At 71.1% G+C, this 13,293-nt stretch carries 16 protein-coding genes; 11 read left to right on the top strand and 5 right to left on the bottom strand.

The annotated features are described in order from the left end of the window. The first annotated feature begins 1 nt into the window (after position 1). The 4 genes from H563_RS0100605 to H563_RS0100590 are packed head-to-tail and all read left to right on the top strand — an operon-like array spanning position 2 to position 3,984. Positions 2 to 766, top strand: coding sequence for an SDR family oxidoreductase (locus tag H563_RS0100605; protein WP_022880688.1), 765 nt, complete (start codon positions 2 to 4; stop codon positions 764 to 766). Positions 767 to 768: 2 nt separating this feature from the next. Next, positions 769 to 2,763 (top strand): S9 family peptidase, encoded by a 1,995-nt coding sequence (locus H563_RS0100600; protein WP_027478931.1) that lies wholly within the window; start codon positions 769 to 771, stop codon positions 2,761 to 2,763. A 25-nt stretch (positions 2,764 to 2,788) separates the two neighbouring features. Further along, on the top strand, positions 2,789 to 3,388 hold the full coding sequence (locus H563_RS14330; RefSeq protein WP_022880686.1) for a TetR/AcrR family transcriptional regulator: 600 nt from the start codon (positions 2,789 to 2,791) through the stop codon (positions 3,386 to 3,388). Further along, entirely contained in the window at positions 3,385 to 3,984 is a 600-nt protein-coding gene (locus H563_RS0100590; RefSeq protein WP_027478930.1) for a TetR/AcrR family transcriptional regulator, read from the top strand. Before H563_RS14330 ends, H563_RS0100590 begins: the two co-directional genes overlap by 4 nt. Before the next feature lie 28 nt (positions 3,985 to 4,012). Here H563_RS0100590 and H563_RS17040 read toward each other — a convergent pair whose 3' ends face one another. Further along, positions 4,013 to 4,678, bottom strand: a complete 666-nt coding sequence (locus H563_RS17040) for a VOC family protein (RefSeq protein ID WP_027478929.1) — start codon at positions 4,676 to 4,678, stop codon at positions 4,013 to 4,015. 63 nt (positions 4,679 to 4,741) lie between these two features. Between H563_RS17040 and H563_RS0100580 the strand changes: the two genes are divergently transcribed. The 4 genes from H563_RS0100580 (at position 4,742) to H563_RS0100565 (ending at position 8,605) form a co-directional block, all read left to right on the top strand. Next, a complete protein-coding gene (locus H563_RS0100580; protein WP_022880685.1) occupies positions 4,742 to 7,087 on the top strand; it encodes an ATP-binding cassette domain-containing protein in 2,346 nt (781 codons plus the stop codon). Continuing rightward, positions 7,084 to 7,851, top strand: coding sequence for a nucleotidyltransferase domain-containing protein (locus H563_RS14325; RefSeq protein ID WP_022880684.1), 768 nt, complete (start codon positions 7,084 to 7,086; stop codon positions 7,849 to 7,851). The genes H563_RS0100580 and H563_RS14325 overlap by 4 nt, the downstream gene beginning before the upstream one ends. Before the next feature lie 240 nt (positions 7,852 to 8,091). Further along, positions 8,092 to 8,349: a type II toxin-antitoxin system Phd/YefM family antitoxin gene (locus H563_RS0100570; protein WP_022880683.1), complete on the top strand. Its 258-nt coding sequence runs from the start codon at positions 8,092 to 8,094 to the stop codon at positions 8,347 to 8,349. Position 8,350: 1 nt separating this feature from the next. Beyond that, positions 8,351 to 8,605, top strand: a complete 255-nt coding sequence (locus tag H563_RS0100565) for a Txe/YoeB family addiction module toxin (RefSeq protein WP_022880682.1) — start codon at positions 8,351 to 8,353, stop codon at positions 8,603 to 8,605. Between the two features lie 19 nt (positions 8,606 to 8,624). Here the strand turns inward: H563_RS0100565 and H563_RS0100560 are convergent, their stop codons facing one another. Next, a complete protein-coding gene (locus H563_RS0100560; RefSeq protein WP_022880681.1) occupies positions 8,625 to 8,897 on the bottom strand; it encodes a hypothetical protein in 273 nt (90 codons plus the stop codon). Positions 8,898 to 9,001: 104 nt separating this feature from the next. On the opposite strand from H563_RS0100560, the gene H563_RS0100555 reads away from it, so the two are divergent. Next, entirely contained in the window at positions 9,002 to 9,781 is a 780-nt protein-coding gene (locus H563_RS0100555) for an alpha/beta fold hydrolase (protein WP_022880680.1), read from the top strand. A 27-nt stretch (positions 9,782 to 9,808) separates the two neighbouring features. Here H563_RS0100555 and H563_RS0100550 read toward each other — a convergent pair whose 3' ends face one another. The 3 genes from H563_RS0100550 to H563_RS0100535 all read right to left on the bottom strand — a co-directional run bounded on the left by H563_RS0100550 (position 9,809) and on the right by H563_RS0100535 (position 11,735). Further along, positions 9,809 to 10,795 carry an NAD-dependent epimerase/dehydratase family protein gene (locus H563_RS0100550; RefSeq protein WP_022880679.1) on the bottom strand — a complete coding sequence of 329 codons (987 nt, stop codon included), beginning with the start codon at positions 10,793 to 10,795 and terminating at the stop codon, positions 9,809 to 9,811. Further along, the gene (locus H563_RS14320) at positions 10,792 to 11,232 is read right to left on the bottom strand and encodes a MerR family transcriptional regulator (RefSeq protein WP_033209107.1); all 441 of its coding nucleotides are present in this window, start codon (positions 11,230 to 11,232) and stop codon (positions 10,792 to 10,794) included. The genes H563_RS0100550 and H563_RS14320 overlap by 4 nt, the downstream gene beginning before the upstream one ends. A gap of 74 nt (positions 11,233 to 11,306) precedes the next feature. Further along, positions 11,307 to 11,735, bottom strand: a complete 429-nt coding sequence (locus tag H563_RS0100535; RefSeq protein ID WP_022880676.1) for a MarR family winged helix-turn-helix transcriptional regulator — start codon at positions 11,733 to 11,735, stop codon at positions 11,307 to 11,309. A 75-nt stretch (positions 11,736 to 11,810) separates the two neighbouring features. Between H563_RS0100535 and H563_RS0100530 the strand changes: the two genes are divergently transcribed. Then, positions 11,811 to 12,764, top strand: coding sequence for a quinone oxidoreductase family protein (locus tag H563_RS0100530; protein WP_022880675.1), 954 nt, complete (start codon positions 11,811 to 11,813; stop codon positions 12,762 to 12,764). Between the two features lie 30 nt (positions 12,765 to 12,794). Next, positions 12,795 to 13,286 (top strand): 2'-5' RNA ligase family protein, encoded by a 492-nt coding sequence (locus tag H563_RS14315; RefSeq protein WP_022880674.1) that lies wholly within the window; start codon positions 12,795 to 12,797, stop codon positions 13,284 to 13,286. Positions 13,287 to 13,293: the final 7 nt, after the last annotated feature.

Below are 13,293 nucleotides of genomic sequence, written 5' to 3'. Positions count from 1 at the left end.
CGTGACGAACCCCCTCGCCCCCGGATCACTCGCTGGAAAACGGGCTCTCGTGACGGGGTCGAGCCGGGGCATCGGCGCCGACACAGTGGGCTACTTCGCCGAGGCGGGCGCGAAGGTCGTCATCAACTACCGCAACAAGGAGGCGCGGGCGCTGAAGCTGCAGGCCGCCCTGGCCGAGAAGGGCGCACAGGCGCTCGTGATCGGGGCGGACCTCACCGACGAGGCATCCGTCGCCGCCATGTTCGACCGCGTACGGCAGGAGTGGGGCGGCCTCGACATCCTCGTGCTGAACGCCTCCGGCGGCATGGAGTCGGGCATGGGCGAGGACTACGCGCTCAAGCTCAACCGCGACGCGCAGGTGAGCGTGCTGAGCGCGGCGCTGCCGCTGCTCGGCGAGGGCGCGCGCGTCGTGTTCGTCACGAGCCACCAGGCGCACTTCATCCGCACCACCCCGACCATGCCCGAGTACGAGCCGGTCGCCCGCTCCAAGCGCGCGGGGGAGGACGCGCTGCGCGAGCTGATCCCTGCGCTCGAGGCCAAGGGCGTCGGCTTCGTCGTCGTCTCGGGTGACATGATCGAGGGAACGATCACCGCGACCCTGCTGAACCGGCTCAACCCGGGCGCCATCGACGAGCGGCGCAAGTCGGCGGGCAAGCTGTACAACGTGGCCGAGTTCGCCGCCGAGGTGGCGCAGGCGGCCGTCGACCCGATCCCCGCCGACCACACCCGATTGGTCGGCGACACCTCCGAATTCACCGAGGAGTGAGCGTGAAGCCCGCCGATCTGCCCCTGCTGAACTCCGTCTCGCAGCCGTCCGTGCATCCGCGCGGCTCGGTCGCCGTCGTCTCGGTCACCCGCCCCGACCTCGACGCCGACTCCTACGTCGGGCAGTTGTGGATCGTGCCGCTCGGCGCGCACGCGGGCGGCGCGTTCCGCCTCACCCGCGGCTTCCGCGACACCGCCCCGCAGTACTCGCCCGACGGCACGCTGATCGCATTCCTGCGCGCACAGCCGCAGGGCCCGGCGCAGCTGTACGTCGTCGACGCCGGCGGCGGGGAACCGGTGCAGGTCACCGACCGCAAGCTCGGCGTGGGCGCCTTCGCCTGGGCGCCGGACGGCACGACCCTCGCGTTCTCGAGCCGCGAGCCCGAGCAGGGCCGGTACGGCACGGTCGAGGGCGTGGGGGCGGATGCCGAGCCGCCGCGCCGCTTCGACACCTTCCGCCGCACCGCCAACGGCCTCGGCTACTACCGCGACCGGCCGAACCACGTCTTCGTGGTTCCGGTGCCCGACGTGCAGGCCGAGCCGATCGTGCAGCCCGTCGCATCCGTGGACGGCCCGGCCGAGCCGCGCCCCGCGGTGGCCGAGCCGCGTCAGGTGACCAGCGCGCCCGTCGACCACGGCGACTTCTCCTTCTCGCCCGACGGCGGCACGCTCGCCGTCGTCGCCGCCGTGCACGAGACCCGCGACACCGACCTGCGCTCGAGCGTGCTGCTCGTGCCCGTCGCGGGCGGCGAGGCGGTCGACGCGACGCTGCAGCACGGTGACTTCTCCATCGACGCGGTCGAGTACGCACCCGACGGCCGGCTGTTCTTCCTCGCCGGCGAGGTGGGGGAGAGCGGCACCGACTTCGTGGGCCGCAACTCGTCCCTCTACGTCATCGACGAGCCGGGTGTCGCACCGCGCCGCCTGACCGACCCCGACGCCTACGACATCGGCGGCGGCGGCATGTATGGCACGATCGTGCCGCGCGGCGACGGGTCCGCTCTCGTCATCGAGTCCCGGCGCGGCACCCACCAGCTGCTGCACATCGACGCGGCCGGCGCCGTCACCGCCCTGACCGAGGGGGATCTCGAGGTGACCGGTGTCGACGCGGCCGGCGCGAGCATCGTCGTCTCCTACCAGGACCCGCAGACCTTCGGCGACGTCGCCGTCGTGGAGCCCGGCTCGCTGCGCACCCTCACCGACTTCTCCGCCGCCGTGCGCGAGGCCGGCATGGTGCTGCCGACCGAGCTCACCGTGCCGAGCAAGGACCGCTACCCGGTGCACGGCTGGGTGGCGGTTCCCGAGGGCGAGGGCCCGCACCCGGTGCTGCTGATGATCCACGGCGGCCCGTTCGCCGAGTACGGCGTGCACGCCTTCGACGAGACGCAGGTGTTCGCCGGCGCCGGCTACGCGGTGGTGTACTGCAACCCGCGCGGCTCCCGCAGCTACGGGCAGGAGCACGGCCGGGCCATCCGTCACGCCATGGGCACCGTCGACCTCGACGACGTGCTCGCGTTCCTCGACGGCGCGGTCGCCGCAGACAGCCGGCTCGACGGGTCACGGGTGGGAATCATGGGCGGCTCCTACGGCGGCTACCTGACCGCGTGGACCATCGCGCACGACCACCGCTGGAAGGGCGCGATCGTCGAGCGCGGCTTCCTCGACCCCGCGTACTTCGAGGGCACGAGCGACATCGGGTCGTTCTTCGGCGCCGAGTACGTGGGGGAGGACCCGGAGCGCATCGCCGAGCAGAGCCCGCAGGCGAAGGTCGGCCAGGTGACCACGCCGACGCTCGTGCTGCACTCGGAGCAGGATCTGCGCTGCCCGCTGGGTCAGGCCGAGCGCTACTACCACTCGCTGAAGAAGAACGGCGTGGAGACCGAGCTGGTCGTCTTCCCCGGTGAGAACCACGAGCTGAGCCGCGGCGGGCGCCCCCGGCACCGGGTGCAGCGCTTCGACGTGATGCTGGACTGGTGGCGCGCGCGTCTTCCGGTCTGACCGGGCACGGTGTACATCTGAGGGCGTGAGGCTGCGCGAACCGAGGCAGACGACCGCTGCCGACGAGCGGCGCTTCGAGATCATCGACAGCGCGACGCTCGTGTTCAGCGAGGTCGGCTTCCGGTCGGCGTCGATGCGCAAGATCGCGGAGCTCTCCGGACTGTCGACCGGTGCCGTCTCGCGCATCTTCCGCGACAAGGAGGAGCTGCTGACCGCGGTGCTCGAGCACCGCGACGAGATCGATGACGAGCGCATACAGCTCGACCGGCACAGCGGCATCCAGGCGCTGCGGCAACTGCTCGGCCTCGTCGTGCTGAACGCCACCCGCCGGCGCATCGTCGAACTGTTCGTCATCCTCTCCGCCGAGGCCACGGCGGCCGACCACCCCGCGCACGACTTCTTCGTCGAGCGCTACGAGAGGCTGCGCGGCGGCATCGAACGCGCCTACCGGCGCGCGGCGACCGAGGGCACTCTCAAGCCCGGGATCGACCCCGTGCGTGCGTCCATCCAGCTGACGGCGCTGATGGACGGCCTGCAGGTGCAGTGGCTGCTCTCGGACGGCGCGCTCGACATGGTGGCCGCGTTCCGCGCGCACCTGCAGAATCAAGTGACGGAGGTGCTGTGAACGCGACCGACACGCAGGCGATGACCGCGATGCGCCGCCGGATCCTGGACGCCGCGACGGAGGCGTTCCGTCTCGCCGGCTACAACGGCGCGACCATGGTGCGCGTCGCCGCGCTCGCGGGCGTCACCTACGCCCAGCTGCACGCCGAGTTCCCCAACAAGGAGGCCCTGCTGCACGAGGTCCTCGACCGCGGCGGCGCCGGAGACGACGACCTGCCGGACCCGGACTCGGTCCAGGACCCCTGCCGAGCGCTGGAGGCGATGGTCGGCCTCGTCGACTACAACACCGCCCATCGCAGCGCCGTCGAACTGTTCACGGTGCTCGTCGGCGAGGCCGCCACGAATCCCGAGCACCCGGCGCACGGGTATTTCGCCGAGCGGTACCGGCAGAGGCTCGACGTCGTCACCCGCACCTACCGGCGCGCCCACGACGCCGGCGTGCTGCGGCCCGGGTGCGACCCGGCGACCGCCGCCGGCGAGCTCCTCGCCCTCATCGACGGGCTGCGCACGCAGTGGCTGCTGCTCGGCAGCGCGGTCGACATGGGTGCCGTCGTGCGCGCCCACCTCTCGCGCCAGCTCGTCGAGCCCCACGCCTGAGCGGCCTTCCGGTAGCGTCGGCGGTCGCTCAGCCGGTCCAGGAGTCCATCCACGGCGCCACGTCGACCTCGTTGCCCTCGGGGTCGGCGAGGGTCCACCAGTACGGCGCGTGCGCGTCGGTCACGAGGCTGCCGCCGGCCGCCAGCGCGGCATCCACCCGCGCCTGCGCCAGCTGCGCGGGAACGGAGACGTCGACGTGGATGCGGTTCCGCTGGGGCCGCGGCCCGTCCATCTGCTGGAACGAGATGCCCGGCGCGAATGCCCCCGGGTCCACCACGTCGCCGTCGCCGCGCTCCGTGTAGCCGAGCACGGCCGCCCAGAACGGTCGGACCTTCTCGATGTCGAGCGCGTCGATGGTGAGCTGGAACGTCTGCACCTTGGTCGGGTCGGTGGCGACGCCGAGCTCCCGTGCCGCCTCCGAGATCTGCGCGGCGAGCGCCGCGTCGCGGTCGCTCAGCAGCGCCTCGGGCATCACCTCGTGCGTGGTCAGGCGCACGAGCACCCCGGGGTAGCGCAGATCGACGTCGGGGTGATGGTTCGCCGCATCCGCCAGCTCGGCGATCTTGGCGACCAGCTGGGCGCCGACGGCGAACGATCCGGTGGCGAAGTAGGCGGACGCGCCGCCGAAGACGACCCGCCAGTCCTCGACGCCGGGGGAGGAGTGGAACCGCTGCGGTGAGATGGCTTCGACCATGCGGCCGAGGCTACTGCCGCGGCTGCCCGCCCGCCATGCCCCGCCCGCCGCTAGCCTGGCGGCATGAGTGCCGCCGACAGCCATGACGTCATCCGCGTGCAGGGCGCGCGCGAGAACAACCTCAAGAACGTCAGCCTCGAGATCCCGAAGCGCAGGCTCACGGTGTTCACCGGGGTGTCGGGCTCGGGCAAGAGCTCGCTGGTCTTCGACACGATCGCCGCGGAGTCGCAGCGGATGATCAACGAGACCTACAGCGCGTTCGTGCAGGGCTTCATGCCGACGCTCGCCCGGCCCGACGTCGACCGGCTCGAAGGCCTCACCACCGCGATCCTCGTCGACCAGGAGCGCCTCGGCGCCAACCCCAGGTCCACCGTCGGCACCGTGACCGACGCCAACGCCATCCTGCGCGTGCTGTTCAGCCGGCTCGGCGAGCCGCGCATCGGCCCGCCCACCGCGTTCTCCTTCAACGTGCCGCAGCGCACCGCCAGCGGTGTCATGACCTCGTCCACCGGCGAGAAGCAGGTGGTCCGCAATGCCGTGTACTACGGCGGCATGTGCCCGGAGTGCGAGGGCCGCGGCACGGTCTCCGACCTCGACCTGACCCAGGTGATCGACGAGTCCAAGTCGATCCTCGACGGCGGCATCCTCGTGCCCGGCTACAGCGGGGGAGGGTGGAACTCGCGGCTCTACGCCGAGTCCGGCTTCTTCGACCCGGCCAAGCCGATCGGGCGGTTCACCGATGCCGAGCGGCAGGACTTCCTCTACCACGAGCCCGTGCGCATGAAGATCGCAGGCATCAACCAGACCTACGAGGGCCTCATCCCGCGCATCCAGAAGTCCATGCTCTCCAAGGACGTCGCCTCGCTGCAGCCGCACATCCGCGCCTTCGTCGAGCGGGTGGCGACGTTCACGGCGTGCCCCGTGTGCGGCGGAACGCGCCTCAGCGAGTCGGCGCGCTCGTCGAAGATCGACGGCAAGAACATCGCCGACGTGTGCGCCATGCAGATCACCGACCTCGCCGAGTGGGTGCGGGGCCTGAAGGCGCCCGGGGTGGCGCCGCTCGTGCGCGCGCTGGGGGAGAACCTCGATGCCTTCGTCGAGCTCGGTCTCGGCTACCTGAGCCTCGACCGTCCCTCCGGCACGCTGTCGGGCGGCGAGTCGCAGCGCATCAAGATGCTGCGCCACCTCGGCTCGGCCCTCACCGACATCACCTACGTCTTCGACGAGCCGACCGTCGGGCTGCACCCGCACGACATCCAGCGGATGAACGGGCTGCTGCTGCGCCTGCGCGACAAGGGCAACACGGTGCTCGTGGTCGAGCACAAGCCCGAGACCATCGAGATCGCCGACCACGTCGTCGACCTGGGGCCGGGCGCGGGAGCGGCTGGGGGAGAGGTGACCTTCCAGGGCACGGTCGAGGGGCTGCGGGCGAGCGACACGCTCACCGGGCGGCACCTGAGCGATCGGGCGGCATTGAAGCGAAGCATCCGTTCGCCGCGCGGCGCGATCGAGGTGAGAGGGGCGGATGCGCACAACCTGCAGCACGTCGACGTCGACATCCCGCTCGGCGTGCTCGTCGTGATCACCGGGGTCGCCGGGTCGGGCAAGAGCTCGCTCATCCGCGGCTCGGTATCGCCGCGCGAGGGGGTCGTGACCGTCGACCAGAGCGCCATCAAGGGGTCGCGCCGCAGCAACCCGGCGACCTACACGGGTCTGCTCGAGCCGATCCGCAAGGCGTTCGCGAAGGCCAACGGGGTCAAGCCCGCGCTGTTCTCCGCCAACTCGGAGGGCGCGTGCCCGACCTGCAACGGCAACGGGGTGATCTACACGGAGCTCGGCTTCATGGAGACCGTGGCGACGCCGTGCGAGGACTGCGGCGGCAAGCGCTTCCAGCCCGCGGTGCTCGACTACAAGCTCGGCGGCCTCGACATCGCCCAGGTGCTCGATCTGTCGGTCGCCGAGGCGCACGCGCTGTTCTCCGCCGGTGAGGCCAAGACGCCCGCCGCGGCGACGATCCTGCGTCGGCTGGAGGACGTGGGTCTGGGTTATGTCAAGATCGGTCAGCCGCTGACGACCCTGTCGGGCGGGGAGCGGCAGCGCCTGAAGCTCGCCGTGCACATGGCCGAGGAGGGCGGCGTGTACGTGCTCGACGAGCCGACCGCGGGCCTGCACCTCGCCGACGTCGAGCAGCTGCTCGGCCTGCTCGACCGTCTCGTCGACGGTGGGAAGTCGGTGATCGTCATCGAGCACCATCAGGCCGTCATGGCGCACGCCGACTGGATCATCGATCTGGGGCCGGGTGCAGGCCACGACGGCGGCCGCGTGGTCTTCGAGGGGACGCCCGCCGATCTCGTGGCGGCGCGCTCGACGCTCACCGGCCAGCACCTGGCGGAGTACGTGGGGGCGTGACCGTGTTCGATCCTGCCGAACGCCAAGCAATCCGGACCGCTCTGATCGACCGGGCCAGGGAGGATCCGGCCATCGCCGCGGCCGCGCTGGTGGGCTCGGCCGCGCGCGACGCAGAAGACGAGTGGTCCGACATCGACCTCGTGCTGCAGCTGGCTCCCGACACGGACGAAGCCACGACCGTACGCGAGTGGACCGGCTACCTCAGCACCCTCAGCCCGGTCGCCGACACATTCGACGTATTCGCCGTCGGGGTGCGCTACCGCGTCTTCCTCCTCGAGTCGTCTCTGCAGATCGATCTGTCGTTCTGGCCGTTCGAGCAGTTCCGGGCGACCGAGGCTCCGTTCCGGCTGCTCTTCGGCACGCCCGCGACGGCGACGGAGCCGGCGCCTCCTGATCCGGACCGCATCATCGGCATGGGCTGGCTGTATGTGCTGCACGCACGATCCGCGGTGGCGCGGGGGACGCTCTGGCAGGCGACGATCATGCTCGACGAGCTGCGCGACACGGTCGTAGCCCTGATGTGCATCCGTAACGGGTTGTCGTATTGGCATGGTCGCGGAGTCGATCGATTGCCGGACGGCGATCTATCGCAACTGGAGTCCAGCAGAGCGGCACACGTGAACCGCGCCGAGCTCGACTCCAGTCGGCGCCAACTCACGCGGCTGTTCCTCGAAGAGATCCGACGCGTCGACGATGCGCGTGCTGCCCGGCTTCAGGCCGCGTTCGACGAGCTTCTGACACCGCTGCCCGTTCCCGGCACCTGAGCTCCGATAATGTCAGTTATGTCAATAGAGCTGGTCCCGGCCGACGCTCCTATCCCGATGACCAACCGACATACAGGGCGTGCAAGCCAGAGGATCCGACGAGTGGCCTCCCCCGGTCGCGCCACCGCCCGTGCGTCAGATCGGCGAGGCAGGACAGCTCACGCCGATTTCGCGTCTGTCTCTCCCGCCCTTCGGCGCAAGCACTCGCATGACGTACAGTTTTCCGTACAGGAGGTCGTGATGAAGACGATGAGCTACACCGAGTCCAGGGCGAACTACGCAGAGGTGCTCGATTCAGTGGTCAATGACCGCGAAGAAGTCATCATCACGCGGGCCGGGCACGAACCGGTCGTCCTCGTCTCGCTCGAAGACTATGAGTCGCTGCGGGAGACCGCCTACCTGTTGCGTTCTCCCGCCAACGCGCGGCGGCTGCTGGATGCGATGGAGCGCTTGGAAGCCGGCCAGGGCCAGGCGCACGAGTTGATCGAGACCGACTGACGTGCGACTCGTCTGGGACGAGAACGGCTGGGAAGACTACCTGTGGTGGCAAGCTCAGGATCGCAAGGTGCTGAAGCGGATCAACGCCCTACTCGCCGACATCCAGCGCAACGGCAACGAAGGCATCGGCAAACCGGAGGCGCTCAAGCATGACTTCGCCGGCTATTGGTCCCGACGCATCACAGACGAACACCGCCTGGTCTACAAAGTCGTCGGTGACGACGTCCGTATCGCCGCCTGCAGATATCACTACTGACGAGTCATCCTGAGCGCCGTCACTCGCCGTACTCCCCCTCGTGCACGGGCGCTCCCGGGATCTCCCGCTCCAGCGAGGCGCGGTAGGCGACGCATCCGCGCATGAACTGCGGCCACGGCGGCACGGCGATCTCCGCCTCGGACGTCTCCGGCAGCGTCGCCCACAGCGCCGGGTGGTACCAGCACAGCTCGTGCCCGGAACTGTCACGGTGCTCACGGATCGCCGCGCGCAGTTTGCGCACCTCCGCGATCAACTCGTCGCGATCCATCGCGAGCAGGTCGTCGTCCAGCATGCCGACATCATCCTCCGCCGGCCGGCCCCGCGCGATCAGGCTGCCTGGTGTTCTTCACCTGCGCAGACCTTGACGGATGCCTCGCCGAGGGCCACTCTCGACGCGTGGCACGCGCAACGTCGGCGGACGGCACCGGGATCGCCTTCGACTCCGTCGGAGACGGCGCCGCCGTGGTCATCGTCAACGGCGCGTTCTCCACGGCCGCCGACGCGGCGGAGTTCGCCGCGGAGCTCGCGCTGGCAGGATTCCGCGCGGTCACCTTCGACCGCAGGGCGCGGGCCGGCAGCGGTGACACCTCCCCCTATGCCCCCGAGCGGGAAGCCGAAGACCTCGCGGCGGTCATCGCCGCGGCGGGCGGCACGGCGGGCGTCGTCGGGCACTCCTCCGGCGCGGTGCTGGCGCTCTTCGCCGCCTCCCTCGGCGTTCCCACCGGCCACCTGTTTCTGTCCGAACCGCCGTTCCGCTTCGGCGAGGGCGAACCTCCGGCCGATCTTCCCGAGCGCATGCAGGCCCTGATCGACGAGGGCCGCCCCGACGAGGCGGTCGTCGCCTTCCAGCTCGAGGCCGTCGGAATGCCCCAGCCCGTGATCGATCAGGTGCGCGCGAGCCCGATGTTCGCCTCCCTCGTCGCGCTCGCGCAGTCGGCGGTGTACGACGCGACCCTCGCCCGCGCCGTGTCGACCCCGACCGACGCGATGCTCGCGGTCGCCGCACCGGTCACGGTCGTCTCGGGCGCCGAGACCATCCCGTTCCTGCGGGTCTCCGCCGAGCGGCTGGCCGGGCTCATCGCCGGCGCCGAGTTCGTCGAGGTCCCCGAGTCGGTCGGCCACCGCCTCGACCCGGCCGCCACGACCCGCGTCATCGCGGAGCGGCTGCCCAGTTAGGCGAAGAGGAGCGGCGCGGTCACCACGTCAAGGCCGGCGTTGCGCCTCGCCGTTCCCGAGCATCCCCAGGTCGCGCAGGCTCTCGGCCGTCTCGACGATCGTCGTCTCGGCCGGCCGCGGCGCGAAACCCAGCTCTCGCTTCGCACGCTCGTTGTGGATCACCAACGGGGCCGGCTCCTCTCCCGGCACCTCCGCGGTCGGCACCTTTTCGGCGAGCGCGCCGAGGTGCGCCCGCAGCGTGTTCGCGACGTCGAGGAACGTCATCGTCGGCCCGTCGGCCAGGGCCAGGTACCGTTTGCCTGCCGCTTCAGGCGTCGCCATCGCCCTCACGTGGAGCTCAGCGACGTCGCGCACGTCGGCGATGCCGAACCGCTGCCGCGGCACGGCCGGGATGACCCCGGTGAGCATGCCGAGGAACAGCTGCAGCGACGAGCGCGCCTCGGTCGTCAGAGTGGGCCCCGCGATCCAGGTCGGGTTGATCACAACCAGCTCCGTGTCGCCGCCTTCGCGCTCCACGAAGTCCCAGGCCGCGCGCTCGGCAACCGTCTTGGAGAGCGGATAGGCGGCCAGGCCCGGCGTCGCCGGATTCGTCCAATCCTCCTCCGTGTAGTCGCGCACGGGCTTCGGCGAGTAGCCGATGGCCGCGAATGACGAGGTCAGCACCACGCGCCGGGTTCCCGCGTCGCGGGCTGCGCGCAGCACGCGCAGGGCACCGTCGCGCGCGGGCACCACGACCTCATCGGGGTCGGTCGCCTGGATCATCGGCGAGGCCAGGTGAAAGACCTCCTCGACGCCCGACGCCGCGCCGCGCCATCCGTCGTCGTCGGTCAGGCTCGCCACGACCAGGTCGAGGCCGGCGTCGTCTGCTCCCCCACGGCGCACCGCCTCGCGGATCTGCGCTTCGCGATCCAGGGACCTGACGGTCGCGCGCACCTCGGCGCCGCCGCGCAGCAGGTCGGCGATGACGCGCGTGGCGAGGTAACCGGAGCCGCCGGTCACGAGGACCGGGCTCATCGCAGCACCGCCTCGAGGGCCGGGATGACCTCGTTCACCCGATCGCTCGCGGCACGCTCCTCGGCCGCGTCCTGCCGTTCGCGCGCGTCCCACAGCGCGGCCTTCGCCTGCAAGTAGTCGAGATGCACGTACAGCGTCGCGATCTCGGTGCGGATGCGCTCGGCGTGGCGCAGCAGAAGGTCGCGCTGCTCGCCCGCCGCAGCGCGCCCGCGCGCCCGGTTCGCCTGATAGGTGCGCATGTCGTCGATGCCGACGCCCATGCCGCGCAGACAGGCGAGAGCCTGCAACGTGTCGAGGTCGCTTTCGCGATAGCGGCGATGTCCGCTGCTCTCATCTCGCGCGATCGGGCCGATGAGGCCGACCCCTTCGTAGTAGCGCAGCGTCGGCTCGCTGAGCCCCGTGCGCCGCGAGACGTCCTGGATAGTCAACATGGTCATGAGGCTAGGAGAGCAGACTTCAAGCGCTTGAAGTCAAGACGAGATCGGATGCCGCGGTCCCCGCCTCAGAGCGGCTACGGTTCCAGCATCCGCTCGAGAAGGGCGCGCAGCCTGCCCTGCTCCCCTGCGCTCAACGCCGCGGTCAGCGCCGCGAGCTCGCGGGCGACCGCGCCGGAGACGGTTTCGGCGAGTTCCAGGCCGGCCGCGCTCAGGTAGACGTCGACGGCGCGGCGGTCGTCGGGGTTGGCCGCGCGCTCGACCAGTCCCCTCTTCTCCGCGCGCGCCATCAGCCCGGTCAGCGTCGACTTCTCCAGGCCCAGGTACTCGGCGAGCCGGCTCATGGTGACGCGGCGGTCGCGCAGGATTCCGAACACCCTCAGCTGGGTCAGCGACAGATCGTGCTCCGCGGCCACGCGCGAGAGCACCGCCATCACCGCGTACGAGGTGCGCGCGAGCGCGTCGACGAGCGAGCCGTCGCCGTTGTCCTGTGCTGAGTCGGCCATGTCGCAAGCATAGTTGATCAAGTACGCGCTGCGAACTATATTAGTTTGTATCGCGAACTATTTTGGGAGATCATCATGAAGGCCGCCGTCGTCACCTCGTTCGACACCCCGCCCCGTTACGCCGACTTCGCCGACCCGGTTCCCGCCGAGGGCGAGCTCGTGCTCGACGTCGTCGCCGCGGGCCTGCACCCGCGGGTGCGCTCGCAGGCGGACGGCTCGCACTACACCAGCCCGGGCGAGCTGCCCTTCGTGCCCGGTGTCGACGGCGTCGGCCGCGACGACGAAGGCACGCTGCGCTACTTCGTGCTCGACGACACCGCCTTCGGCTCGATGGCCGAGCGCGTGGCCGTCGACGCGCGCCGCAGCATCGTGCTGCCGGGCGGCACCGACCCGGTCGCCGTCGCCGCCGCGATGAACCCCGCGATGTCGTCCTGGGTGTCCCTGCGCAGCCGCATCGACTTCGAGCCCGGCCAGAGCGTGCTCATCCTCGGCGCGACCGGCAACGCGGGGCGCATGGCGATCCGTTCCGCCAAGCTGCTCGGCGCGAGCCGCGTGGTGGCCGCCGGCCGCGACGCGCAGAAGCTCGCCGAGCTGACCGCCTTCGGTGCCGACGACACCGTGCGATTCGACGGTACCGGCGAGGCGTCGAAGGAGCTGGCGGCGAAGGCATCCGAGGTCGACGTCGTCATCGACTACGTATGGGGCGAGCAGACGCCCGCGGCGATGGTCGCGATCGTCACCGCCCGCCCCGACCGGCGCAAGCCGCTCACCTGGATCGAGGTCGGGTCGGTCGCCGGCCTCACGGCCGAGCTGCCCTCCGCCGCCTTCCGCGCCGCGCGCCTGCAGCTCGTCGGCAGCGGCCAGGGCTCGCTCACCCCGCGCGAGTACCTCGAGCACCTGCCCGAGCTCGCCGGCCACATCTCGCGCGGCGCCTTCGACGTCGACGTGCGCGCGGTCCCGCTCGCCGAGGCCGAGCAGGCGTGGGCGGATGCCGCGACCGAGCGGCGCCGCATCGTGCTGGTCCCGTAGCAGCGCGCTCCCCCGCCTAGCCTGGGAGCCATGCGCTCCTACGTCGTCGTGCTGCCGCTCGCCCCGCTCCAGGCCGGTGCCGAGTTCCGCCGTGATGCGTGGCCGCCACACGTCACGCTGATCCCGCCGTTCGAGACGGATGCTCCGCCCGAGGCCGTGCTCGAGGGCATCCGCGCCGCCGCCCAGGGCCACGAGCCGGTGCCCGCAGTGGCCGGGCCACGGGCGGGGTTCGGCCGCCGCGGCGACGTGCCGGTGACGACCATCGAGCCGAGCGAGGAACTCGAGGCGCTGCACGTCGACGTGCTCGGCGCCGTCGACCGGTTCCTGCGGCCCGGGGTGCGGCTGAGCCACGTCGGGCCCGGGAACTACCGCCCGCACGTCACGGATCAGCACGCGGGCGGGCTCGAGCCCGGCGCATCCGTCACCCTCGCCCAGCTCGCGGTGGTCGACATGCGCCCGGAGGGCGACGCGCGCCGCCGCCGGGTCGTCGCGGCGATCCCGCTCGGCGGGGCTTTCGACTGAAGCCGGC

The organism is Gryllotalpicola ginsengisoli DSM 22003, from assembly GCF_000419445.1.
GTDB lineage: Bacteria > Actinomycetota > Actinomycetes > Actinomycetales > Microbacteriaceae > Gryllotalpicola > Gryllotalpicola ginsengisoli.
The sequence above is the reverse complement of the archived record's forward strand: the minus strand, read 5'-3'. Positions and strand labels throughout refer to the sequence as shown.